This window comes from Haladaptatus sp. T7 (assembly GCF_026008575.1).
GTDB classification, from domain to species: domain Archaea; phylum Halobacteriota; class Halobacteria; order Halobacteriales; family Haladaptataceae; genus Haladaptatus; species Haladaptatus paucihalophilus.
Map to the genome: position 1 here is coordinate 177,174 of NZ_BROP01000005.1, position 22,916 is coordinate 200,089.

General features: G+C 62.2%; 22 protein-coding genes. 7 read left to right on the forward strand and 15 right to left on the reverse strand.

The window, feature by feature from the left end:
• Positions 1-32: 32 nt before the first annotated feature.
• From prf1 to OPC11_RS14730, 3 genes are all read right to left on the reverse strand, one after another.
• On the reverse strand, positions 33-1,274 hold the full coding sequence (gene prf1 / locus OPC11_RS14720; protein WP_264782397.1) for a peptide chain release factor aRF-1: 1,242 nt from the start codon (positions 1,272-1,274) through the stop codon (positions 33-35).
• 85 nt (positions 1,275-1,359) lie between these two features.
• A complete protein-coding gene (locus OPC11_RS14725) occupies positions 1,360-1,932 on the reverse strand; it encodes a cysteine hydrolase family protein (RefSeq protein ID WP_264782398.1) in 573 nt (190 codons plus the stop codon).
• Positions 1,929-2,723, reverse strand: a complete 795-nt coding sequence (locus OPC11_RS14730) for a YqcI/YcgG family protein (protein WP_264782399.1) — start codon at positions 2,721-2,723, stop codon at positions 1,929-1,931. The genes OPC11_RS14725 and OPC11_RS14730 overlap by 4 nt, the downstream gene beginning before the upstream one ends.
• A 105-nt stretch (positions 2,724-2,828) precedes the next feature.
• On the opposite strand from OPC11_RS14730, the gene minD reads away from it, so the two are divergent.
• The gene (gene minD / locus OPC11_RS14735) at positions 2,829-4,649 is read left to right on the forward strand and encodes a cell division ATPase MinD (protein ID WP_264782400.1); all 1,821 of its coding nucleotides are present in this window, start codon (positions 2,829-2,831) and stop codon (positions 4,647-4,649) included.
• Between the two features lie 235 nt (positions 4,650-4,884).
• On the opposite strand, the gene argS is transcribed toward minD, so the two are convergent.
• Complete coding sequence (gene argS, locus OPC11_RS14740; protein ID WP_264782401.1) at positions 4,885-6,636, reverse strand: arginine--tRNA ligase; 1,752 nt, start codon at positions 6,634-6,636, stop codon at positions 4,885-4,887.
• A gap of 65 nt (positions 6,637-6,701) precedes the next feature.
• Entirely contained in the window at positions 6,702-8,543 is a 1,842-nt protein-coding gene (locus tag OPC11_RS14745) for a twin-arginine translocase subunit TatC (RefSeq protein ID WP_264782402.1), read from the reverse strand.
• 228 nt (positions 8,544-8,771) lie between these two features.
• Here OPC11_RS14745 and OPC11_RS14750 point away from each other — a divergent pair, with 228 nt between their 5' ends.
• Positions 8,772-9,575, forward strand: a complete 804-nt coding sequence (locus OPC11_RS14750) for a hypothetical protein (protein WP_264782403.1) — start codon at positions 8,772-8,774, stop codon at positions 9,573-9,575.
• Between the two features lie 15 nt (positions 9,576-9,590).
• Here OPC11_RS14750 and OPC11_RS14755 read toward each other — a convergent pair whose 3' ends face one another.
• Complete coding sequence (locus OPC11_RS14755) at positions 9,591-9,929, reverse strand: hypothetical protein (RefSeq protein WP_007976072.1); 339 nt, start codon at positions 9,927-9,929, stop codon at positions 9,591-9,593.
• Positions 9,930-10,095: 166 nt separating this feature from the next.
• On the opposite strand from OPC11_RS14755, the gene twy1 reads away from it, so the two are divergent.
• Complete coding sequence (gene twy1, locus OPC11_RS14760) at positions 10,096-11,136, forward strand: 4-demethylwyosine synthase TYW1 (RefSeq protein WP_264782404.1); 1,041 nt, start codon at positions 10,096-10,098, stop codon at positions 11,134-11,136.
• 24 nt (positions 11,137-11,160) lie between these two features.
• Here the strand turns inward: twy1 and OPC11_RS14765 are convergent, their stop codons facing one another.
• Positions 11,161-11,523 carry a cupin domain-containing protein gene (locus tag OPC11_RS14765; protein ID WP_264782405.1) on the reverse strand — a complete coding sequence of 121 codons (363 nt, stop codon included), beginning with the start codon at positions 11,521-11,523 and terminating at the stop codon, positions 11,161-11,163.
• 62 nt (positions 11,524-11,585) lie between these two features.
• Entirely contained in the window at positions 11,586-12,962 is a 1,377-nt protein-coding gene (locus tag OPC11_RS14770) for an alpha-amylase domain-containing protein (protein ID WP_264782406.1), read from the reverse strand.
• Between the two features lie 300 nt (positions 12,963-13,262).
• Here OPC11_RS14770 and OPC11_RS14775 point away from each other — a divergent pair, with 300 nt between their 5' ends.
• The 4 genes from OPC11_RS14775 (at position 13,263) to OPC11_RS14790 (ending at position 16,290) form a co-directional block, all read left to right on the forward strand.
• Positions 13,263-13,967: a CTP-dependent riboflavin kinase gene (locus tag OPC11_RS14775; protein WP_264782407.1), complete on the forward strand. Its 705-nt coding sequence runs from the start codon at positions 13,263-13,265 to the stop codon at positions 13,965-13,967.
• Positions 13,964-14,623 carry a 3,4-dihydroxy-2-butanone-4-phosphate synthase gene (gene ribB, locus OPC11_RS14780; protein WP_007976077.1) on the forward strand — a complete coding sequence of 220 codons (660 nt, stop codon included), beginning with the start codon at positions 13,964-13,966 and terminating at the stop codon, positions 14,621-14,623. The genes OPC11_RS14775 and ribB overlap by 4 nt, the downstream gene beginning before the upstream one ends.
• A gap of 138 nt (positions 14,624-14,761) precedes the next feature.
• Positions 14,762-15,160: a DUF5518 domain-containing protein gene (locus OPC11_RS14785; RefSeq protein WP_007976079.1), complete on the forward strand. Its 399-nt coding sequence runs from the start codon at positions 14,762-14,764 to the stop codon at positions 15,158-15,160.
• Between the two features lie 194 nt (positions 15,161-15,354).
• On the forward strand, positions 15,355-16,290 hold the full coding sequence (locus OPC11_RS14790) for a branched-chain amino acid transaminase (RefSeq protein WP_007976081.1): 936 nt from the start codon (positions 15,355-15,357) through the stop codon (positions 16,288-16,290).
• Positions 16,291-16,596: 306 nt separating this feature from the next.
• On the opposite strand, the gene OPC11_RS14795 is transcribed toward OPC11_RS14790, so the two are convergent.
• The 7 genes from OPC11_RS14795 to OPC11_RS14825 all read right to left on the reverse strand — a co-directional run bounded on the left by OPC11_RS14795 (position 16,597) and on the right by OPC11_RS14825 (position 22,874).
• Positions 16,597-17,289, reverse strand: coding sequence for a V-type ATP synthase subunit D (locus OPC11_RS14795; RefSeq protein ID WP_007976084.1), 693 nt, complete (start codon positions 17,287-17,289; stop codon positions 16,597-16,599).
• Between the two features lie 148 nt (positions 17,290-17,437).
• The gene (locus OPC11_RS14800) at positions 17,438-18,844 is read right to left on the reverse strand and encodes an ATP synthase subunit B (protein ID WP_007976085.1); all 1,407 of its coding nucleotides are present in this window, start codon (positions 18,842-18,844) and stop codon (positions 17,438-17,440) included.
• Positions 18,844-20,604: an ATP synthase subunit A gene (locus tag OPC11_RS14805; RefSeq protein WP_007976086.1), complete on the reverse strand. Its 1,761-nt coding sequence runs from the start codon at positions 20,602-20,604 to the stop codon at positions 18,844-18,846. Before OPC11_RS14805 ends, OPC11_RS14800 begins: the two co-directional genes overlap by 1 nt.
• Positions 20,601-20,942: a V-type ATP synthase subunit F gene (locus tag OPC11_RS14810; protein ID WP_007976087.1), complete on the reverse strand. Its 342-nt coding sequence runs from the start codon at positions 20,940-20,942 to the stop codon at positions 20,601-20,603. Before OPC11_RS14810 ends, OPC11_RS14805 begins: the two co-directional genes overlap by 4 nt.
• On the reverse strand, positions 20,939-21,994 hold the full coding sequence (locus OPC11_RS14815; RefSeq protein ID WP_264782408.1) for a V-type ATP synthase subunit C: 1,056 nt from the start codon (positions 21,992-21,994) through the stop codon (positions 20,939-20,941). The genes OPC11_RS14810 and OPC11_RS14815 overlap by 4 nt, the downstream gene beginning before the upstream one ends.
• Positions 21,991-22,572, reverse strand: a complete 582-nt coding sequence (locus OPC11_RS14820; protein ID WP_007976089.1) for a V-type ATP synthase subunit E — start codon at positions 22,570-22,572, stop codon at positions 21,991-21,993. The genes OPC11_RS14815 and OPC11_RS14820 overlap by 4 nt, the downstream gene beginning before the upstream one ends.
• Before the next feature lie 23 nt (positions 22,573-22,595).
• Positions 22,596-22,874, reverse strand: coding sequence for a F0F1 ATP synthase subunit C (locus tag OPC11_RS14825; protein WP_264782409.1), 279 nt, complete (start codon positions 22,872-22,874; stop codon positions 22,596-22,598).
• Positions 22,875-22,916 lie beyond the last annotated feature (42 nt).

Consider the following 22,916-nt stretch of genomic DNA (forward strand, 5'->3'; position numbering starts at 1 on the left):
AACGAAAAGACAGCAGAAACGGTCCCGACGGTTTACACGCCGGTCGAGTAGCGGAGGATGCCAGCGACGCCGCCGAACGCGTTCATCAGTTGTTCACCCTTCTCGAAGTCGGTGCTGATGAACTTGGTCTCGGTGCCACGCTGTTCGGCGATGTTCATGAGGAACTCGATGGCGTCTTCGCGCTCGGTCATCTCGGCCTCGGAACCGTTCTCGCAGGTGTGTTCCGGGTCGCCCTTTCGGCGGTCGATGAACTCGTACTCCTCCTTGTCGCCGCACTCGAAGACGGCGACGTCCTTGCGGAGGTCCTCGGAGAGGAGCAGGCGGTCCACGGACCCCATGACGAGGTTCCGGCGCGTGGGTTCGAACCCGTAGGTCGCGAGGTCGCCCTCGTGGAGTTCGCGGAAGAACTCGTTCATCTCCCGCTTGTCCTTCATGACCTCCGCGTCGGCGAGCGTGTCCTCCGCCGCGTTCACGAGGTCGTACAGGCCGGACTCGTCGGTGTAAGCGATGTCGAACTTCCCGAGTACCTTCCCGTCGAGTTCGTGGTGGAGGTAGTCTCCGTCGAGGAACTCGTCCTTCGTCGGCGACGGACCGCCGACGAGGACGCCGTCTATCTCGTGACGTTTAGGGACGAACAGGTCGTCGGCCATCCCCGCGACCTCCTGATAGAAGTTGTCGATGGCTTCGAGGCGCAGTCGGTGGAAACGCTGGGCGGACTGACCACCTTTGCGCTGTTTGCCGGGGACGAGCGACGAGGCGGATTTGACCGGCTCGATTCGCTTGCCCTTCAACCACCCGACGGTCGCCTCGCGTCGGTCGAGGACGATGAGACCGTACAGCCCCTTGTCGCCGAGCATCTCCTCCAGCGGTTCCGTGAGGAACTGGGAGTCACAGTGGTAGCGGAACGACTCCACCGGGTCCGGCGGACTTTCGAGCACCTTCGTCACCATGTCGGTCTGGCCGCCGCCGGTGTCGATGGCTCCGCTGAAGATGACGATTCCCCGCTCCGGCGGGAAGGTGTCGTAGTAGCGCAGTCGGTCCTTGATGGACGTGAGCGCGTCTTGGACGTTGGTTCGCGTCTGCTTCGACTTGATGTTGCTCGCTTCGCTGTGCTCTTGGGTGACGTGCGCAACCACGTCGCTTATCTGCTTGTCCTCCGGGATGTAGATGGTGACGAGTTGGGTCCCCGAGCCTTCGTACTGCTTTAAGTCCTCGATGACCTTCTGGAACTCGTACTTTTTCCTGTCGGACTGTTCTCCGTCCTGCTGGCTCATTACTCCCTTCTAGCCGCTCCAACTGGTAAGTAACCTTTGACCTCGCTTGCGCCGCGTTAGCGCGATATTTCGCCGTTCCGAAGCCTCACGCCATCGCCGAAAGCAGGTCGTCGGTCCCGACGACCGCCGCGAACTCGCCGTCGAGTTGCGCGAGCGCGACGCGGTGGTTCGTCTCGGCCGATATTGCCGTTCCGTCGGGTGCCACTCGATCGAACGTCGCCGTCGCGTCCGAGACGAGGACGGGACGGAAGCCGAGGTTCTCGGCCATCCGCGTCGTGGTCGAAACGCAGTGGTCCGTGGTCAATCCGACGACGACGACCGTTTCGTACCCGCCGTCGCGGAGCCACGTCTCCAGTTCCGTCCCGATGAAGCCGCTGTTGACGCGCTTTTCGAAGACTGTTTCGTCGTCGGTCGGTTCCAGCTCCGGGATGAACGCGAAGCCGTCCGAATCGCCGCGGAGTGGCGAGTTCTCCTCCGTCGAATTATGTCGAACGTGAACGACGGGGCGGTCCGCCTCGCGCCACGCGCGGAGGAGTTCTTCCGCCCGTTCCTCGGCGTCGGGGTTGTTGCGCTCGCCCCACGCGGGGTCGGAAAAACCTTGCTGGAAGTCGATTGCCAGCAGTACGGCGTCGGTCGGGAGGTCGAAGTCGGACGTCATGCGTCGATGAGAATCGTGCTCTTCGGGTGTTCGCGGGTGGTTCGAATCGGGCACTCGTTCGGTGCCTGCTCCTCGTCCTCGGAAAACAGGTACTGGGGCCACTCGCGGTCCCCTTCGACGCCCCAGTCGCCGAGCTGTGCGTGCGGGCACACGCCGTCGTACTCCTCCAGTCGCCCCTGAATGATTTCGCGGGCCCGCTGTCCGCGCTCCGTGTCCGCCGTCACGCCCTCGAACAGGGCACGCGGTTGGAACGTGATTTCGAGGCCGACGGGGCAGTAGCGGCTCTTCCTGTCCTCGTAAAACGGCGCGCGACAGGTCGGAAACATCGGCTCGCCGTTGAAACAGAACTCCCACTCGTTGTCGTCCGGGTCGGTCGGGATGTCCTCCGGCCACGGTTCCGGGTCGTGGACGTGGAGGAACTGCAGGATGTGCCACATCGCCTCGTGATACTCGACTTCCGTGACCGTCTCCGCCGACGGCTTGAAGAACACGGTCAGCGGCGCGCGTTCGCTGTGGTCCTCGTAGACTTCGTGGTACTCCAGGAGGGTTTCACCGAGCGAGAGCAGCGCGTCCTTGTCCGTCATCGACGGACAGAAGGTGTACAACGAGTCACCTCGCTGTTCTGTTTCGATGCCGAAGTAACACGGGAACGCGGTGTCGTTTCGCTCTCCGAGCAGGCCGTTCCGAAAGCTCTCGTAGTGTTCGACGCCCCAGTCCGGCACTACACCGGAGTCAACGCGACGCCTGATGGTGGTTTGGTCCATCAGCACGTCGATACCCGGTTCGTTCATGATGCGCCCTTAGGACCGATTCGTACTATCAGTTGTGACCCGCGATTTCCCTGCTGGACGGACTAACTTTATATACGTGCTGTTGTTCGGTTTGACACAACAACCATGACTGGGACAGTATTCGCGGTTGCAAGCGGGAAGGGAGGTGTGGGGAAGACGACGACCGCAATCAACCTCGGGGCGATGCTTGCGGCGGCGGACCACGAGGTAATCGTTGTGGACACGGACCTCGGGATGGCGAACGTCGGCGGCTACCTCGACTTCGAGGTGGACGGTGCGACGCTCCACGAAGTTCTCTCCGGCGACGCGGACGTCGAGGACGCGGTGTACCACGCGCCGGGTGACATCGACGTCCTTCCGAGCAGCACCGACATCTACACGTTCGCACAATCACAGACGGCACAGTTGCAGCGGGTCGTCGCCGACCTCACGGAAGACTACGAGTACGTCTTGCTCGACACCGGCGCGGGTATCAGCTACGACACCATCCTCCCGCTCTCGCTCGCGGACGAGGTGCTGCTCGTCACCACGCCCGACGTGGCCGCGGTGCGCGACACCGCCAAAACCGCGGAACTAACCGACCGCGTCGAGGGAACGGTCGGCGGTGCCGTGCTCACCCAGCGCGGAAACGACATCCTGAACGCGGACAACGTGGAGGGAACGCTCGACGCCGAGGTCCTCACCGTCGTCCCGGACGACGAAACCGTTCCGATGGGAATCGACGCCGGTCGGCCGCTGGCCGCCTTCTCGCCGAACAGTCCCGCCGCGACGGCCTACCGCGAACTCGCGAATATCCTCACCGGAGAGACCGAAACCCCGGAACTGTCCGGCGAACCCAGCACCGCCGAGGCCGCCGTCCCATCGCTCGCCGACGCCGAATTCGAACTCGGAACCGCCCTCGATGAAGAGCCGTCGGCCGCGGCGTCGAATCCCGGCCCGGAAACGTCGTCGGAGGAGGCCGACGAAGCGACCCCGTGGAACGCGGACTCGTCGAAATCGGACCCGGCCAAACCGGACCCGCCGAGCGCGGAATCCGACCCTACTGCCGAATCCGACTCGGACGCGACGCCTGCTTCGCACGCTACATCCTCCTCCCCCGTCGCTCCCGTCTCGAACGACGACCCCGACACCGACTTCGAGCCACCGGTCGAACCCGACCTGAAGGCTGCCGAGTTGGGGATGGACGTTTCGACCGACGAACGCGAATCGTCATCCTCGGATTCCGGACCCGCCGCCGACTCCGACTCCCGTTCCGATTCCCGACCGGAACCCGCGGCGTCCGAGTCCGCCTCCGAATCCACGGCGTCCGATTCAACCCTCGAACCCGAACCCGAATCTACACCGTCCGATTCCGGACCCGAACCCACGGAATCGAGTTCCGAAACGTCCGCTCCCGAAACCGACCCTGTTCACGACCTCATCGACCGACGGGTCATCAAAACCGGCGACGACGCGGACGACTCCGAACCGTCCTCGGAACCGGCACCGCTCGAACCCGAGGCGGAGACGACCCCGGATGACGACCCGCTCGAACCCGCGAACGGGGAAAACGGTCCCGCAGCGGACGACGCGACCCCGGCGGACCCCGGTGCCGCGGACACTACTACGGAAGATTCCACCACGGCGGATTCCACCGCAACGGACCGTGACGGTTCGAACGAGTTCGATACCGTCCTTTCCGACCACGATGAGACGCGAGCCGAAACGACGAGCGAGGACGCCGCGCAATCATCGCCCGACCTACCGGACGAAATCGTCGAAGCCGAACCGAACGACGATGACGAGGTGGAGGCCGTCCCGTTTCAGGACGGGCCTGTTCGCCCGGACTTGAACGACGACGTCGACGAGGACGAGGGTAACGAGGACGAGGACGCCGATAAGGAAACGAACGGCCTGTTCGGTCGAATCGGTTCCCTGTTCCGGTAGTCACCTTTCGAATCCCGATTTCCCCCTTGTCCCGCGCGTGCTGTCCCTATCGTCTCGAATTCCTTCATAACGCGGCCAATAACCAAGTAGCCAGCGGTGGTCCCTAGTACGAAATGGCGGATGGTAATTCGGTTCCGTTCTGGTGGATCGTCCTGTTCCTGCTCGTCGCGCTCGGGTTGGCGTACGCCGGGATACTGTACGTCGGCGGAAGCCTCTCCGGAGCGGCGGGGGCCGCCTACATCGACTCCGGCGCTTCGATGCCGATGACGCCCAACGCGTTCGCGATGGTGTGCTTCGCGGCGGCGACCAACGCGAGCCGGGCGTCGCGGACCTCCTCGTCCTCGGCGGTCAGGACGGGACACTCGCGGTAGAACGTGTTGAACGTCTCCGCGAACTCGCGGGTGTAGGTGGCGACCGCGTGCGGTTCGAGGTCGTCCGCGGCCTCCTCGATGACGTTCGGGAAGCGAGCGATGACCTCGATGAGGTCGCGCTCGGATTCGGAATCGAGGAGGGACGGGTCGATATCGGTCGGAATCTCCCCATCCCCTTCCGCGAGAATTCCACAACAGCGCGCGTGGACGTACTGGACGTAGGGAGCGCTCTGGGCCTCGAAATCCAGCGCGCGTTCCCACTCGAACGTGATGGTCTTCGTCGGCTGTTTCGAGATGATGTCGTAGCGGACCGCGCCGATGCCGACCTGTCGGGCGATGCGGTCTACGTCCGCCTCGGTGAGGTCGTCGTCGCGGATGCGGTCGTCCATGCGACTCTCGACTTCCTCGCGGGCGCGCTTTTCGGCTTCGTCGAGCAGGTCGTCCATGTCGATGCCCGTCCCTTCACGCGTGCTCATGCCACCTTCGGGGAGGTTGACCCACGAGTAGTGGAACGAGGTCAGTTTGTCCGTGTCGTTCCCGAGGATTTCGAGGGCTTGAGCGAGTTGGTCGGCCTGTAGCTTGTGGTCCTCGCCGATGACCGTCACGGCGCGGTCGTAGTTGTCGAGTTTCCACTCGTGGTGGGCCAAGTCGCGGGTCGTATAGAGGCTCGTCCCGTCCGAACGGAGGAAGACGAGGTTCTTTTCGAAGCCGAACTCCGAGAGGTCGAGTTGCCACGCGTCCTCCTCGTAGACGGCGTGTTCGTCCTCCTTGAGGCGCGACACCACGTCGTCGGTGCTGCCGTCGAACATGAACTGCGTCTCTTTGACGAATTCGTCGAACTCGGCCGGAAGGCGGTCCAGCGTGACGCGCATGCCGGAGAGGACGGTATCGACGACTTCGCTGACGCGCTCGTAGGTCTCCTCGTCGTTCTCTTCGAGGCCTTGCAGGATTGCCGCGATTTTCGTCTCGGCCTCGTCCGCGTCCTCCGGGTCGGCCTCTTCGAGGTAGGCGTTCCCCTTGCGGTAGTAGCGCACGAGGTCGTAGTCGGCGCGTTCGCGCTCTGGTTCCGGTAGGTCCTCCTCGTCGAACGTCTCGTAGGCCCAGGTGAACACCGCGATTTGGCGACCCGCGTCGTTGACGTAGTAGTGACGGTCCACGTCGTTGCCAGCGAAGTCCAGAATGCGCGCGATGGCGTCCCCCGTAATCGGGTTTCGTGCACGCCCGACGTGCACCGGGCCGGTCGGATTCGCGCTCGTGTGCTCGACCACGACGTTCTCGCCGGTGGGTTCGAGGCGGCCGTACTCCTCGTCCTGTGCCGTCTCGACAGTCTCGTCGTAGTAGGTGTCGCTGGGGAGGAAGTTGACGTACGGCCCCTGTCCCACCGCGGCCGCGAGGTGGTCGTAGCCGTCGGCGTCGATTTCGTCCGCGATGTCGGCCGCGATTTTCGGTGGCGGTGCGCCGACTTCCCCGGCGAGTCGGAACGCCGCGCTGGAAGCGAGTACGGCGTCCACGCCCTCCGGGGGCGTCTCGATTCCGAGGTCGTCGGTCGGAAGGTCGAGGGCGGAAAGCGCCGCGAGAAGGGCGTCCTCGACTTCTTCCCTGAACGTCAGGAACATACCCGTTCGTTCCGGGGCGGTCGGTAAAGGGGTTTCTGAACGATTCCGGTCGCGGTCCGGACGCCCTACGTCGCCACGCGACGCAACCGCTCGCCGAGCGAATCGACCCAGAGCACGGCCAACCCGAACCAGTAGGCGACCATCACCGCGGTTCCGACGAACAGCATCAACAACAGCCCACCGGGGAGCACCGCCGCGACGACCAGCACGCCGATGGAAACCTCACGCCAGCGCCGCCGCATCGTCCGGTAGGAAACGACGTCGCCGTGATGGAACAACAGCATCGTCACCGGGATTTCGGCCAGCAGTCCGACCCCGACGGTCAGCGCGAACACCAACCAGAAGAACGCCCCCGTGCGGTAGGCGATTATCATGTCCGCGGCGCGGGCGTCGGCCACGAGATAGGACATCACTTCCGGCGCGACGTAGCGGTAGCCGACGAAACTCCCGCCGAACAGCCCCACCGCCAGCGCGCCGCCCCAAACGAGGAACACGTTTCGGTCGGCATGCGCGTCCAGTCGAGTTTCGACGGCGGGCCACGCGTAGTACAGCACCAGCGGCATCACCGCCACCGCACCCGCGATGAGGCTCACCTTCATCTCGAACGCGAGGGCTTCGACCGGATGCAGGAGGACGATGTTCAACGCCTCGGGATTCACGCCTTCGGGAAGCTTCGTCAGGAAATCTCGCTTTATCGCGCCGATGCCGCCCCCGTAGAGGAACGTGAACGTCAGCGCGACGACGGACATGAACACCCCCGCGAGGCGGAACGATTTGCTCCGAAGGCTTCCGAGGACGAACCGCAGGTCGTAGTAGTAGCCGCCGATGTCGTCCTCGGTTTTCTCCTCTTCCGTGAACACCGACGCCATCCGGGCCGCGGTTCCCTCCACCGCAGTCGTCAGGCCGTTCCCGTCGTCGGCTTCGCTTTCGGAGGTTCGTTCCTCCGCTTCGTCGTCCCCGTTGTCGTTCGCGGCGTCGAAGCGGTCGAGGATGGCCGTCGCTCGCTCGTGGTCGCCCGAATCGAGCGCCGTATCCGCCAGTTCGAGCGCCTCGTGTTCCGCGAGCGAATCGAACGTTTCGGGCGGCGCGGAGCGAATCCCGGACGCGTCGAGGGACGAAAGGTCGATTTCACCCGGACGGTCTACCCCGATGCCGGTTCGACTCCCGCCGCTCCCGCGGTCCACGAGTCGCGCACAGCCGAGTCCCACGAAATAGAGCGTCGTCATCGGTATCGCCACGAGCGACATGGAAAACGGGTCCGGCGAACCGTTCACCATCGAACTGATAACGACGATGCCGAAGACGGCGTAGCGCCATCGGTCACGGAACAGGTCGTAGGGAACGATGTCGGCGTACACCAATCCGCCCATGAGCAACGGCAGTTCGGCGGTGAACCCCAACACGATGGTCAGCAGGAGCACGAACTGCGTCCACTCCACGATGGAGTAGGTCGGCTGAAATCCGGACCGAATCGCGTTGTCGACGAGGAAATCGAACAGCAACGGGAGGAAGACGAGGTACGCGTAGGCCACGCCGCCGCCGAACAGGACGACCACCAGGCCCGTGACCAGCAGTCGCGTCCGTCTCGTTCCCGGCATCGAGAGGTCCCCACCTCGCTCCGTCCGCCGTGTTCGATAGAGGAGAAAGACCGCGGCCATCAGCAGGCCAGCGATGAGTCCTATCTTCGCCTGTAGCAGGACGACATCGAACGGCGTCACCGCGACGACGATAGCCTTCGACTCCAGCAGCCGCCGCGCCAACGCGGGCCATATCCAGTAGCGAAGCGCGTAGAACGTCGCCAGAAATCCCCCCACGAAGACGACGAACGCCAGCCGTAGCTCGGAGCGTACCCTCCGAAGCGCGATACCCGCCACTCCTCCCAATCTGTCGTATCCAAGTGCCCCCACGCGAACTCCCCCAATCGCATCCCTAGTAACGCCTCGCTCGGCTATCAACGTTGCTCGCCGGAATTCGTGGTTCGGCGCTAGCGGTTGCGGGCCGCCCAGCGGAGCATGTCGGCGAGGACAACATTGCCGGTTACGCCGGGAAATTTCCGATGTTCCCCTCGCCGCCAGCGTTCATCTTTCTCCGAAAATGGAGAACGACTAATATGATTCGGAAGCTACGTGTTTCGCATGCAGCTCCGCCCTCCCCGGTTTCGCCCGTTTAGCGTCGCGCTCGGCCTCTTCGTCGGGACCGCCGTCGCGGCCGCCCTCCCGTGGCTGTGGCCCGATGCACCGGCAAACGAAATCGAAATCGGTCTCCTCGTCACCCTCCTCGGATGGGCCGCCGCCGAGCAGTTCCGCGACGAACTCGACCGCGCGGTCTGTTCTCGCCTCCATCGGTCGCTCGCCGTCGCGGGCGTCCTCCCCTTCGCGGGCATCTTCCTCGCCGAGGTGTTCACGGACTACGACCCCACGGCCGGAATCATCCTCCGCTTATCCGTGTTTACAGTCGTCGCGCTCGTCGCAACCTCCCTCGGTTCGGGTCGCCACGCGGAGATACTGTACCAAACCCGGTCGGTCCGGGCGAACGTCATCGGTACCAAATCGCGGCGCTACGAACTGCCGCTCACCCTGGTTTCCAGCGCAATCGGAATCGCCGTGGTCAAACTGATACTCGGCGAGTTCGTCACAGTCCAATTCCTCTCCACGACACTCATTGGGACGCTCATCGGGACAACCATCGGGACGCTGTTGACCGGCAAACAGGAGGTCGGACTCGTCGCACTGGACGACGGGTTGCTCGTCCGACCGAACAAAGAAAGCGGCGGGTCCCTCGTTCCGTGGCGGCGCATCCGCGACGTTCGAATCGACGGCGACACGTTGCGAGTTACCCGCGGTTTCCCGTGGCCGATGGTGTACGAAGCGGACCTCTCGTCGGCCATCCACCCCGAGGCGGCCCCGGAGGCGTTTCGGTCCAAGGTGCGCTCGCCGTGACGAATCGGGCCTTCGCTACGACTCGTCTATCGTCTCGATGACTCGCTGGGAGAAATCGACCTCCGATAGCTCCTCGTCCTCCAACGCTCGAAGCCACTCGGCTTCGGCACGCCACCGACCGACCGCTTCGTCGTCGAGGTCGGTCACGGACCCGTGAACGTCCCGCGGCGTCTCGGCGAGGTCCCGGACGACGTTGATAACGCGGCCGACCTCCCGGTGCGGAACCGCGTTCGTTTTCCCGGCGGCGATGGATTCGTACTCGATGTCGATTCTCCCCTCGTCCACGTCGAGTTCGGTAACGTAGACGCCGTGCGTCATCAGTCGCGCTTCGAGTTGGTCCGGGTCGAGTTTCATAGCAAAAGGGCCGTCGGCGACGCCTAAAGGGATTGTGTCGAGTCGAGCGGTAACGCCCCGCCAAAGAGCGAACCGTATCGAATCGAAATTCGAATGAGTATGCCGTCGGCTCGCAAACCGACCGAGAGGAAAGAACGTTTTACCTATGGACGACATTCATCCGCCAATGAGCGAATCGGATACCGTCGAGGAGACTTCGGCGAGCAATCGGGACGCGTCGGATTCCGATGACGGACCGAAACAGGTCTCCTCCCCGAACTACCACAGCGAGAACCACACCGCCGCCCAGACCTGCGGCTGGACGGCGAACGCGCTTCGCGGGGAAGGAAAATGCTACAAGAACATCTTCTACGGCATCGAATCCCACCGCTGTATCCAGATGACGCCGGTCGTGAAGTGTAACGAACGCTGTGTCTTCTGCTGGCGCGACCACCGCGGGCACTCCTACGAACTCGGTGACGTGGAGTGGGACGACCCCGAAGCGGTCGTGGACGCGAGCATCCGCCTCCAGCGTAAACTCCTGTCTGGATTCGGCGGTAACGACGAGGTGCCCCGAGAAATTTTCGAAGAGTCGATGGAACCGCGCCACGTCGCCATTTCGCTCGATGGCGAACCGACGCTGTATCCCTACCTTCCGGAACTCATCGAGGCGTTCCACGACCGGGACATCACCACGTTCCTCGTGAGCAACGGGACGAACCCGGAGATGCTCGAAAAATGCGACCCGACGCAGTTGTACGTCAGCGTTGACGCCGCGGACCGCGCCACCTTCGACCACGTGGTCCGGGCCGTGGACGACGACGCGTGGGAGAAACTCATCGACACGATGGACGTGCTGGCCGAGAAGGACGACACGCGAACCGTCATCCGAACCACGCTCGTCGGCGGGGAGAACGTCGCCAACCCCGACTGGTACGCCGCCTTCTACGAGCGCGCCGACCCGGATTTCGTCGAACTGAAGGCGTACATGCACGTCGGCCACTCGCGCGGCCGCCTCGACCGTTCGTCCATGCTCGACCACGAGGAGGTCGTCGAGTTCACCGAGCAGGTGGGCGAGCACATGCCCGACCACGACGTGCTGAAGCAGGTTCCCGCCTCGCGGGTCGCACTGCTCTCGAAAACCGAGGACACGTGGGTGCCGAAACTCAAAAAGGACAGCGAGTTTTGGGAACGCGATTCGACGACGTGGACGCGTCTGGGTGAGTAGACGGTCTACCCGCGGTCGGTCCGCCTACACCTCTTCGAGGTCCGTCTTCGTCAACTCGCTCTCGACGTTGCCGGTGTTCGTCGTTCCCGCCGGTTCGAACAGGAGCACTTCGGCCTCCTCCTCGGCGACCGGCCGGTGTTCGACGCCGCGCGGAACGACGAGCAGTTCGCCTTCCTCCAGCACCACGTCCTCTTCCTCCCGAAACTCGATGCGGAGTTGACCCCTCGTCACGAGGAACATCTCGTCAGCGTCGTCGTGGCGGTGCCAGACGAACTCGCCCTCCAGTTTGGCGAGTTTGACGGCTTGCCCGTTCAGTTCCGCGGCGACCCGGGGGGACCAGTGTTCGTCGAAGGTGTCGAACGCGGTATCGAGGTTCACTTTCTCCATGTCTATCCGGTCGCGGTCCCGCGAAAAAATTCTGTTCGTCGGAGCAATTCCCGTCCGGATTTTCAATTGGGCGCGTAGAACACCCAGCCTTCCGACGGGACCGTGATATCGACCCACCCGCTCCCGTCCGTGGTCACGTCTCCGGCAGTGCCGCTGTAGTCGTGGAGGGTCGTGTTCGTCCACGAGGTGTACACCGACTGGGTGCGACTGCTTCCACCGTTGTTGATACCGACGAGGAGGTTGTTGTATCGCTCGTAGACCCCGAGGTCGCTGTCCGCGTGTCGCCAGTACGTCTCCCCCCCGGCGAGGTTCTTTTTCACCCAGACCATGTTGTTGACGTCGCTGTCGTCGAGGATGGCGTTCGGATAGAGATTGTAAATCATCGGGACGCCCTCGCTGGTGAGGACGAACGCGTGTGCGAGGTGGTACTGCGATGGCGCATCCGCGTCGTGGTTCTGGACGAACGGATGGGCGTGGAACGGGTCCTGCCCGATGAGACCCGCGCCTTGCAGTTGGCTCATGTCGCCGCCGGAGAACACGTCGCTGAGGGTGTAGTACAGCGGGTAGTCGAAGGCGTCCATTCCGGTATCGACGTAGCCTTGCACGTAGTCGATGCTGCCGCTGTACACCTCGCCGATTCTACTCATGCCGAGGTCGTCCGCTTTCGGGTTCGCGTAATCGCTCCAGTATTTCTCCTCGACGTGTTTGACCGCATCGTAGCGGTAGCCGTCCGCACCCATGGACGCTATCTTCTCCATGTAGTTCATCAACTCGCCGCGGACGTACTCCGAGGTGGACGATTCGTACTGCGCGAGGTCGGGGAGTCCGAGGAGTTCGCCGTGTTCGACCTGATGGTCGTCGCTCCAGTCGTCGATGGACCCGACGTCGTGGTGGAAGTCGTTGTACGAAAAGCGCGGGAAGTCGTAGTCGTATCCCGTCGCCATGTGGTTCATCACGCAATCGACGAACACCTCCAGCCCTTGCGTGTGCGCCTCGTCGATGAGGGCTTGGAGTTCCGCCTCCGTCCCGAACTCGCTGTCGAACACGGTGTAGTCCACCGGTTGATAGCCGAGCGGCGGGTCGTTGCGTCCGCTCTGGTCGCTCCACGTCAGGTCGCTCTTCTGGGGTGCCTGTATCCACACCGCGTCGTACCCCCTGTCGGCGACCGTCGAGAGGTTGTCCGTGATGGTCGGCCACGTCTCGTGGAAGTACTGGAAGTGCACCGGTTCACCCGCCGCCGCCGCACGGTCCGAGAGTGCGGGCAGTCCCGCCCCCAAACCGACGACGGACAGGCCGCCGACGAACGCCCGGCGCGTCAGGTCCGCTCGTCTGGCCCTCCCTTCGTCCGCTGCTTCCGCTCTCTCGTTTCTCCCCTCGTCCGCCGCTGATTGCCCTTCTCGACCGTTTTCTGTGTGAGTTACGTTATCTTCTGCCACCATGCATCTGTTACGTATTATCACAACACACTTTAATCTAGCCACTAATCAACTAAATTTCAACTACAATTCAGACTCCAAATCTGGGAGAATAGCGGAGAACGCCTTCAACTTCGATTCGAGGGTTGGCGTGGCTTCGAGTCTCGTGATACATCGGTGCGTTCCCCGCCGAAAATCAGCACACTTAGATGTTGTCGCACTCTATCTCCTGCCCCAGCGGTTCATCCGCACCCACGCCATAACATTTCTGTTACGCATCCCATTTCCGGTATGCTTAAAGGACCGAAGCACGGAGTATCACGTATGTCAGCGACATCGCTCGTGGTCGGGTACGACGAACTCGCCGCGTTGAAACTGCTCGCCCTCGACGGGGCGCTCGAAAGCGAGGTCAAAGTCTCGTGTGCCGACCTCGCCGACCGCCTCGACGCGTCCAATCAGACGGCATCGCGCCGTCTCCAGCGCTTGGACGATGCGGGTCTCATCACGCGCGAAATCGTCAGCAACGGGCAGTGGGTCGCCATCACCGACGACGGCGAGTGGGAACTGAAACGCGAGTACGAGGATTATCGCAGAATCTTCGAGGACCTCTCCGGCGTCGACCTCTCGGGAACCGTCACCGGCGGGATGGGCGAAGGGAAACACTACATCTCGCTGTCGGGCTACATGGAACAGTTCATCGACCGGCTGGGCTACGAACCGTATCCGGGAACGCTGAACGTCGAACTCTCCGCCGAAAGCGTCCGCGCTCGCTCGGCGATGGACGCGCTCGACCCCGTCTCCATCGACGCGTGGGAGGACGGCGACCGAACCTACGGTCCCGCCGTCTGCTATCCCGCCGCCATCGAAACGACGGACGGCGAGTCGTACGAACCCGTTCACGTCATCGCTCCCGAACGAACCCATCACGACGAGGACCAGTTGGAACTCATCGCGGCGACGAAACTCCGCGACGAACTCGGTCTGGAAGACGGTGACCACGTTACGGTCCACATCGAGGAGAGACAATGAGCCAAACAACCGCCGCGGCGGTCGAAGCGGCAATCTCCGCGTTCCGTGAGGGTTCGCCCGTCCTCGTCCACGACGCGGCCGACCGCGAAGGCGAGACCGACCTCATCTATCCCGCCGGTGCGGTTACCCCGGATGCCGTTTCACGACTTCGAAACGACGCCGGTGGGCTGGTCTGTGTCGCCCTCTCACACGACGTCGCCGAAACCTTCGACCTCGATTACATGGACGACATCATCGACCACCCCGCGAGCGAGGGCCACGAACTCGGCTACGATTCGCGCTCGTCGTTCTCGTTGACCGTGAACCACCGCGATACCTACACCGGTATCACGGACGACGACCGTTCATTGACGATTCGGGAACTCGCAAACGTGGCCGCGACCCCCGCCGAAATCGACTTCGCCTCCGAGTTCCGTGCACCGGGACACGTCCACTTGCTCAAGGCCGCCCCCGAACTACTCGCCGAGCGACAGGGCCACACCGAACTCGGTATCGCCCTCGCGGGCGCGGCCGACCGCGCCCCCGCCGTCGTCGTCTGTGAGATGTTGGACGACGAAACCGGCGGTGCACTGTCCCCCGCGGACGCACGCGCATACGCCGAGCGCCACGAGTTCCCCTACCTCGAAGGGTCGGAGATAATCGAATCGCTCGACTGACGCTTTTCACCCGTCTTCCCGGCGAGACGGTAAGACTCCCTTTTACTAACGAAATTTCCGCCCCGAATTGCGATAATATCGGAATAGGTATCTATATTATAAAAAATGTTCATATTTCTGGGGGTCAATATGCTACGTATGGACTTCAAAGCAAAAGCTATCGCATACGGAATCGTCGCAACCATCATCGTCGGCCTCCTCAGTGGTGCTGGCATCCCGTTCACGGACATGACGCTACCGGTCGTCGGTGCTGGCCTGACTGGCATCATCGGTGGACTGGTGGCAGGGTACGTCTCCGGAACGAAACTCGACGACGGCGCGCTCAACGGCGGCGTCGCAACTGCCGCGGGGGCCATCGTCGCGCTCGTCATTCTGACTATCGGCGGACTGCTCGCCGGTCCGGTCCCGGCGATGGGCCTGTTCGCCTTCGGCGTGCTGTTCGTCGTCGTCGCGGCAATCCCCGGCATCGTCGGCGGCGCGCTCGGCTCGTGGCTCAACGGTCGCTCGGAACGGCGCGCCGCGGCGCGGCCCGCCTGATACCACCGACCCATTTTCACACCCGACTCATTTTTGCCGGCGTAAACGGTTCGAGAACGCTTTTCTGATGCCTCGCTCCGGCGAGCACCATCGATTCACGGTTCCCATGGATTACTCTTAGATGAGTAATCCTACACAATCGTCCAAAGACAATCGCCAAAACTCATTACCGTGGCCTTCGTTGGAGCGGACGTATGAGCTTTGACGAAATGGACGTGGACACTATCTGGATGGACGGCGAATTCGTCGATTGGGACGATGCGAAAATCCACGTTCTCACGCACGGACTGCACTACGGAACGGGTGTTTTCGAAGGAGTCCGATGTTACGATACTGAAAAGGGACCTGCGATTTTCCGCTGGGAGGACCACCTCCAGCGTTTCTACGACTCGTGTAAACCCTACGACATGGAGATCGAGTACAGCCCGGAGGAGCTCACGGAGGCGACCCTCGAACTCATCGACCGCCAAGACCTCCGCTCCTGTTACGTCCGGCCCATCGCCTACTACGGCTACGACAGCCTCGGCGTCAGCCCCGGCGACTGCCCGACCGACGTCACCATCGCCGCGTGGCCGTGGGGCGCGTACCTCGGCGAGGACGCCCTCGAAAACGGCGTCGAAGTGATGGTTTCCTCGTGGCGCAAGCACGCCTCCAGCCAGATTCCGACGAACGCCAAGACGACCGGCCTGTACGTCAACAGCCTCCTCGCCGGTGAGGAAGCCCGACGCAACGGCTACGTCGAAGCCATCGTCCTGAACAAGGAAGGCAACGTCGCGGAAGGTCCCGGCGAGAACATCTTCATGGTCCGCGACGGTGAAATCTTCACCCCCGGTCTCTCCCAGAGCATCCTCGACGGCATCACCCGCAACAGCGTCATCACGATGGCCGAGGAGATGGGCTACACGGTCCACGACGACGCGACCATCAGTCGCGGCGAACTCAACACCGCCGACGAACTGTTCTTCACCGGCAGCGCGGCGGAAGTCACGCCCATCCGGCAGGTCGATAACGTCGAAATCGGCAACGGCAGTCGCGGTCCCGTGACCGAAGAACTCCAATCCGCCTTCTTCGACCTCGTGAACCGTCGCACCGACGACCACGACGAGTGGTTCACGTACGTCGGGGAGTAATCCGTTCCGCGAGCGTTCGATTCAGAGACTCGCAACCGTTCGAGAACAGGACATCGGTCGCGTTTTCGCTTCGGCTATTTCTCTCGACGACACGACAGCTTCCAACGCTTCGCGTGACCTTCGTATCGGTACGTCACTTTTTGAAGCTGAAATTCGAATCGCGTTCGGTTTCCCTCAGACTTCCGTCTCTCCAAGGGCGTCGTTTCGGATGGAGAGTCGGGGATGCCGTGACCTTCGGCGTCCACTTCATCGACTCGAAACGCACCGCTTTCTACTTCCCCAAACCGCAGAAAGAAAATATCGGTGTTAGCTCGTGACGACGACTTCGCCTTCCGCCATCTCCGGTTCGCGGGCTTCCTTCTCGGCCCGCTCTTCTTCTTCCTTCTTGGCCTTGATCTTCTTCATTCGGAAGATCTCTTCTCGCTCCTGTTCTTCGAGTTTCTGCTCGATGTAGTCCTGGGCTTCGTGGAGTTCCGGGAGCAGTTTGAATTCGAGCGCGTTGACACGCCGCTTCGTCGTCTCGATTTCGGTCAGCATCTTCTTCATCGCCGTCTCGACTTCCGCGGCGAGGATGATGCTTTCGAGCAGTTCCTCGTAGGCGTCCGCGGTCTCGTCGATGCGCGCGCTCGTTCCGAGGACACCGTAGCCCCGCTCGTCGAGCGACTTCTTGACCTTCGAGGACTCGATTTGCGGGACGACGACGCCCATGATGTTCTTCGACTCGGTCGTGATTTCGGGGTGTTCCTGCAGCGCGGCGGCGGCACCGCGAACTGCGACGTCGCCCTCCATCGCGCGGGCCATGTTGATGGTCTGTTGTGCGCGCTGGTAATCCTCTTCCAGCCCGGAGCGTACGTCCTGTGCCTGGTCGAGGATGTCCATGAACTCCATGATGAGGCCGTCACGCTTCTTCTCCAGCGTGTCGTGGCCCCGTTCGGAGAGGTCGATGCGGTCCTCTATCGCCATGAGGTTCTTCCGAGTGGGTTTGACGTCCTTGGCCATGTTGGTTGATGCTAGAAACTCGAAGGGGATAATTCTTTACAGTCGAACGCTGCTCTGCGGGGACGGCTCGGGTACTGAGAACCGGAATACTCGCGTCGCTCGCTGTCGATTACGCGCGTGAGAAACAAAAATCGAAGCGGAAACCGCGTTAGTCAGCCGTGACTTCTTCCGCCTGCTCTTCGGGGTAGTACTCCTCGATGAACTCCTCGTCGATACGGTTGAGTTCCTCTTTCGGCAGCATCGAGAGGAGGTCCCAGCCGATGGTGAGCGTCTCTTCGATGCTGCGGTTCGTGTCGAATCCCTGGTCGAGGAACTCGGTCTCGAACTGATCTGCGAAGTCGAGGTACTGGTTGTCCCGCTCGCTCAGCGCTTCACGACCGACGATGTTCACGAGGTCGCGCAGGTCCTCACCTTGCGCGTACGCCGCGTACATCTGGTCGGAGACGCCGGAGTGGTCGGCACGGGTGAGTCCCTCGCCGATACCGTCGTCCATCAGCCGCGAGAGGCTCGGAAGCGGGTTGATCGGCGGTTGGATACCCTGCGAGTTCAGGTCGCGGTCGATGTAGATCTGTCCCTCGGTGATGTACCCGGTCAGGTCGGGAATCGGGTGCGTGTCGTCGTCACCCGGCATCGTGAGGATGGGAATCTGCGTGACGGACCCGTCACGACCCTCGATACGACCCGCGCGCTCGTACAGTTGCGCAAGGTCAGTGTACATGTATCCGGGGTAGCCACGGCGACCCGGCACCTCTTCACGCGCGGCACCGATTTCGCGCAGCGCCTCGCAGTAGTTCGTCATGTCCGTCAGGATGACCAGCACGTGGTAATCCTTCTCGAACGCGAGGTACTCCGCCGTCGTCAGCGCGAGACGCGGGGTGACCGTCCGCTCGACCGCGGGGTCGTCCGCGAGGTTCATGAAGACCACGGAGCGCTCCAGTGCACCGGTGCGCTCGAAGTCCTCCATGAACTCGTTCGCCTCTTCTGCCGTGATGCCCATCGCGCCGAACACCACTGCGAACTCGCTCTCTTCGCCTTCTTCCTCGTCTTCGAGCACGCTCGCCTGTCGCGCAATCTGGAGCGCGAGGTCGTTGTGCGGAAGCCCGGACGCGGAGAAGATGGGCAGTTTCTGTCCACGAACCAGCGTGTTCATGCCGTCGATGGCGGACACACCGGTCTGGATGAACTCTTCGGGGTACTCGCGTGCGTAGGGGTTGATAGCCGCGCCGATGATGTCGTCACGTCGGTCCGGAACGATTTCCGGTCCGCCGTCGATGGGCTGTCCCGACCCGTCGAGCACGCGCCCGAGCAGGTCTTCGGTGACGGGCATCTTCATCGTCTCGCCGAGGAATCGAACCGAGGACTCTCGGTTGATTCCTTCCGTTCCCTCGAACACCTGAATCGAGACGAGGCCGTCGCTCGATTCGAGTACCTGTCCGCGCAGCGTCTCGCCGTCCGGCGTCTCGATTTCGACGATTTCGTCGTATCCGATCGGCTCGTCGACTTCGGCGAACACCAGCGGACCGCTGATTTCCGTAATGGTCTGGTATTCTTTCATTAGTACTTCTCCCTGAGCTCGTCTTTGATCTCTTCTTCGATTTCGCCGATGAAGTCGTCCCAGTCCTCGGCCGTTCCCATGCGGTTCAGGCGCGGGGCGGCGTCGATGGCCGTGATTTCGTCCACCGGAACGCCAGCTTCGAGTGCGTTGAACGCCTCGTCGTTGAACGTCTGGATGGCTTCGAGCATCCGGTAGGTCTTCTTCGGCTCACAGAACATGTCCACGTCGTGGAACGCGTTCTGCTGGAGCCACCCTTCGCGGAGGTAGCGCGCGACTTCGAGCGTCAGCTGCTGGTCTTCCGGCAGCGCGTCCTTACCGACGAGCTGAACGATTTCCTGCAGTTCGCCCTCCTCGTCGAGCACGTCAGTCGCCCACTGGCGCTTCTCCGGGAAGTCGGGTTCGACGTTCTGTTCGTACCACGGGTCGAGCTGGTCCTTGTACAGCGAGTAGGACTCGTCCCAGTTGATGGCCGGGAAGTGCCGCCGTTCCGCGAGGTCGGCGTCCAGCGCCCAGAACGTCTTCACGATACGCAGGGTGTTCTGCGTGACCGGCTCGGAGAAGTCGCCGCCCGGGGGCGACACTGCACCGATGACCGACACCGAACCCTCCGTGCCGTTGATGTTCTCGAACTTACCTGCCCGCTCGTAGAACTCTGCGAGACGGGCGGCGAGGTACGCCGGGTATCCCTCCTCGCCGGGCATCTCCTCGAGACGCGAGGAAATCTCACGCATCGCCTCCGCCCACCGCGAGGTGGAGTCGGCCATGAGCGCGACGTCGTATCCCATGTCGCGGTAGTACTCCGCGATGGTGATTCCCGTGTAAATGCACGACTCACGTGCTGCCACGGGCATATTCGACGTGTTCGCGATGAGGCACGTCCGCGACATGAGCGGTTTGCCCGTTCGCGGGTCCTCGAGTTCCGGGAAGTCCTCGATAACTTCCGTCATCTCGTTGCCACGCTCACCACAGCCGACGTAGACGACGATGTCCGCGTCGGCCCACTTGGCGAGCGAGTGCTGGGTCACGGTCTTTCCGGAGCCGAACGGTCCCGGAATCGCGGCCGTCCCACCCTTTGCGATGGGGAACAGGCCGTCGAGGATACGCTGGCCGGACACGAGCGGCGTCCGGGGCGTCTGTTTGTCGACGGAGGGCCGTGCTTCACGAACCGGCCACTCCTGTTGCATTGCGACCTCTTCGCCGTTGTCGAGTTCGACGACGGTTTCGGTCACGTCGTAGTTGCCCTCCTTCGTGGCAACCACTTCGCCGCCCTCGTAGTCCGGCGGCACCATCACTTTGTGTTCGATGCTCTCGGTTTCGGGAACGGTCCCGACGACGTCGCCGGGTTCCACCACGTCGCCTTCGCTGACGGTCGGGGTGAACTCCCACGTCTTCCCCTGGTCGATACCGGGAGCGTCGACACCACGGTCGAGGAACGCGCCCATCTTGTCTTCGAGCACGTCGAGCGGGCGCTGTACACCGTCGTAGATGGAGTACAGCATTCCCGGTCCGAGGTCGACCGACAGCGGTTCGCCCGTGTTCTCGACGGGTTCACCGGGGGCGACGTTCGAGGTTTCCTCGTACACCTGAATGGTGGTTTGGTTTCCTTCGATTTCGATGACCTCTCCCATCAGCCCTTCTTCACCGACGTACACAACGTCGTTCATCCGGGCGCCGAGGTCCGTGGCGGTAACGACAGGTCCGCTCACGCTCTGAATGACGCCGTCCTCACGAACGACGTCGCTGTCTGTTGCCTGGCTCATTCGTTATCACCTTGTTCGTCTTCGTCCATAAGGTCGATACCGATTGCGCGCTTGATTTTGTCGCGGAGTCCGCCGCTTCCCGCGCCACCACCCAGCGTCACAAGGGTGGGTTCCACACTCGTCTCGACGTCGTTTCGGACGTTCCGCGAGAGGTGCGTGAGGTCGTCGTCGTGCATCACGATGATGCCCACATCGTCGTCTTCCAGCGTCCGAGAAACAGCGTCGTCCAAGTTCGCATCCTTTTCGTCGTCCGGAACGTTCGCAAACTTCCGGACGCCTGCGAGTCTGAATCCGGTCGTAAAGTCCGGACTTCCGATGACGGCGATTTCTTGGCTCATAGTACCACCAGTTCCTCTTCGATTCGGTCTTCGGACAGTCCCGCTTCGCGTCCACGCGCGATGGCACGGATGTTATCGACTTCGCGCTGTTTGGCGAGAACGTAAGCGAGCACCGGACACACGGATAACGGGTACACGTGTGAAAGGTGGTCGGAGTATTCGAGTAGCGCGATATCCAATGCGTGCTCGAATCCGATGAGGCTGTCGGCTCGCTCAAGCTCGTCCAGCGCTTCGTCAAGTTCGTCACCGTAGGTGCTGTCCCGGACCTTCGCGATCAGGTCGTCGGCATTGCCGACGAGTTGGCTCAACTCGTTCGCGCTGAATATGCGACCCCCTGAGATGTAGTACTCCGAAGGGTCGATGTCCGCACCGCTTCGACTGATTCGAAGCACGTTGCGGATGTTTCGGAAGTCAATCTCCGCCTGTAGGAACTCGATGTACAATCGGTTCGCACGGTTTGCCGTCTCCGACAGTCCGTCCATCAGCCTGTCGTAATAGGCTAGATCGACCGCGTTTTCCAACGGAATCAACAGTCCAGTCGATTCGTAATCCTCGTACGCGGCTTCGAGATGCTCACCGAAAATCGTCCCGTCCAGCATCTCGACGACATCCTCGATGGTGTTCGCTTCGGCCAACCGGTTGAGGAACGCCTCCTCGAACTCTCCGGCGTGAATCAAGTCGTCGCGCACGGACTGCCTGTCGGTATCCGCGTAAATTCCCCGAAGCACCGTCTTGATGTTCCACGAATCGAACTTCCGAAGGTATCGGGCGATGAGGCCGTACAGCTTTCCGTCGGCCCAATCCAACAGGTCGTTGAAGTGCTTCGCGAGGTTGCGGTTCAGCGCGTACTCTACGAGATCGACCCCGTCGTAGCGCGCACCGAGTGCGTTCACCTCGGACTCGTATTCGGTCTCCTCCATGTAGCGGGCGATTTCGCCCGGACCCATTCGCAGGAGCTTCCGATAGTCCTCCTCGTCGAACAGGGCGGCTTTGCGCGCCCTGACTCGCGCGGTGACGTACTCGTAATTCGATGTTCCTTCGGTCGTGTTCATTGCTCGAACAACCGCGAACTGATCTGTTGGAGGTTGTCCTCCCACACGTCTTCCAGAATCGAGTCGAACGTGTTGTTCACGCGAACGCGGGAAGCTTCGCTCTCGGCGACGATGCCGCCGAGACAGTCGTACTCACCCGCGTACTCGAAGTCGTCGTAATCCGCGACGATATCGGTGAGGAGATCCTCGTCGTCGGGTCGTCCGTAGATTCGAACGGTGTTCCCCGATTCGTACTCCTCCGCGGCCGCGTCGAGCAGGGAGCGCGTCAGTTCTTCGCGCTCGTCGCCACCGAGGGTGGCGATGCTCTCTTCAGCGTCGGCGCGCACTTCCTGTAGCACGTCGCGGCGGGCTTCGAGCCGTTTCTGCTTGGCTTCGAGTTTCGCGCTGGAGAGTTTCTGCTCTCGTTCTCGCTCGATTCGGTTTGCAACCTCCTGTTCTTTCTCCGCGAGTATCTCCTCGGCTTCCGACTCCGCCTCGTCGACAATCTCGTTCGCGCGGGTTTCGCCTTCCGTGCGAATCTCTTCCGCGCGCTCGCGGGCCTCGTTTCTAATATCCTCAACTACCGTTTCCAAGCTCATTGATGAAGAGGGTTAGGGACGGTTTAGACAACGAACACGACGACCAGTGCCAGAATCACGAGCGTTTCCGGCAGAACCGTCAGGATGAGACCCGTACCGAACAGATCCTGGTCTTCCGTGACGGCACCGACTGCGGCGGCACCGATACCCCGCTCCGCGTATCCCGCACCGAGTGCGGCGAGACCGACCGCGAGGGCTGCTGCGGCTTCTTTCGGGATTGCGGGTGAAGAGGCCGCCTGAGCGGCATTTTCCTGCAGGAGCGGTGCAACTGTGCTGACGAATGCGAATATAGCTTCGAACATTGATTTGATCCTCTTGTAGGCTCTCTATAGCCGAACAAGTCG

What these genes read in the sequence shown, in the direction of transcription:
- prf1 (WP_264782397.1), bottom strand. Translation starts at nt 1,274, where the DNA reads ATGAGCCAGCAGGACGGAGAACAGTCCGACAGGAAAAAGTACGAGTTC.
- OPC11_RS14725 (WP_264782398.1), bottom strand. Translation starts at nt 1,932, where the DNA reads ATGACGTCCGACTTCGACCTCCCGACCGACGCCGTACTGCTGGCAATC.
- OPC11_RS14730 (WP_264782399.1), bottom strand. Translation starts at nt 2,723, where the DNA reads ATGAACGAACCGGGTATCGACGTGCTGATGGACCAAACCACCATCAGG.
- minD (WP_264782400.1), top strand. Translation starts at nt 2,829, where the DNA reads ATGACTGGGACAGTATTCGCGGTTGCAAGCGGGAAGGGAGGTGTGGGG.
- argS (WP_264782401.1), bottom strand. Translation starts at nt 6,636, where the DNA reads ATGTTCCTGACGTTCAGGGAAGAAGTCGAGGACGCCCTTCTCGCGGCG.
- OPC11_RS14750 (WP_264782403.1), top strand. Translation starts at nt 8,772, where the DNA reads ATGCAGCTCCGCCCTCCCCGGTTTCGCCCGTTTAGCGTCGCGCTCGGC.
- OPC11_RS14755 (WP_007976072.1), bottom strand. Translation starts at nt 9,929, where the DNA reads ATGAAACTCGACCCGGACCAACTCGAAGCGCGACTGATGACGCACGGC.
- twy1 (WP_264782404.1), top strand. Translation starts at nt 10,096, where the DNA reads ATGAGCGAATCGGATACCGTCGAGGAGACTTCGGCGAGCAATCGGGAC.
- OPC11_RS14765 (WP_264782405.1), bottom strand. Translation starts at nt 11,523, where the DNA reads ATGGAGAAAGTGAACCTCGATACCGCGTTCGACACCTTCGACGAACAC.
- OPC11_RS14770 (WP_264782406.1), bottom strand. Translation starts at nt 12,962, where the DNA reads ATGGTGGCAGAAGATAACGTAACTCACACAGAAAACGGTCGAGAAGGG.
- OPC11_RS14775 (WP_264782407.1), top strand. Translation starts at nt 13,263, where the DNA reads ATGTCAGCGACATCGCTCGTGGTCGGGTACGACGAACTCGCCGCGTTG.
- ribB (WP_007976077.1), top strand. Translation starts at nt 13,964, where the DNA reads ATGAGCCAAACAACCGCCGCGGCGGTCGAAGCGGCAATCTCCGCGTTC.
- OPC11_RS14785 (WP_007976079.1), top strand. Translation starts at nt 14,762, where the DNA reads ATGGACTTCAAAGCAAAAGCTATCGCATACGGAATCGTCGCAACCATC.
- OPC11_RS14790 (WP_007976081.1), top strand. Translation starts at nt 15,355, where the DNA reads ATGAGCTTTGACGAAATGGACGTGGACACTATCTGGATGGACGGCGAA.
- OPC11_RS14795 (WP_007976084.1), bottom strand. Translation starts at nt 17,289, where the DNA reads ATGGCCAAGGACGTCAAACCCACTCGGAAGAACCTCATGGCGATAGAG.
- OPC11_RS14800 (WP_007976085.1), bottom strand. Translation starts at nt 18,844, where the DNA reads ATGAAAGAATACCAGACCATTACGGAAATCAGCGGTCCGCTGGTGTTC.
- OPC11_RS14805 (WP_007976086.1), bottom strand. Translation starts at nt 20,604, where the DNA reads ATGAGCCAGGCAACAGACAGCGACGTCGTTCGTGAGGACGGCGTCATT.
- OPC11_RS14810 (WP_007976087.1), bottom strand. Translation starts at nt 20,942, where the DNA reads ATGAGCCAAGAAATCGCCGTCATCGGAAGTCCGGACTTTACGACCGGA.
- OPC11_RS14815 (WP_264782408.1), bottom strand. Translation starts at nt 21,994, where the DNA reads ATGAACACGACCGAAGGAACATCGAATTACGAGTACGTCACCGCGCGA.
- OPC11_RS14820 (WP_007976089.1), bottom strand. Translation starts at nt 22,572, where the DNA reads ATGAGCTTGGAAACGGTAGTTGAGGATATTAGAAACGAGGCCCGCGAG.
- OPC11_RS14825 (WP_264782409.1), bottom strand. Translation starts at nt 22,874, where the DNA reads ATGTTCGAAGCTATATTCGCATTCGTCAGCACAGTTGCACCGCTCCTG.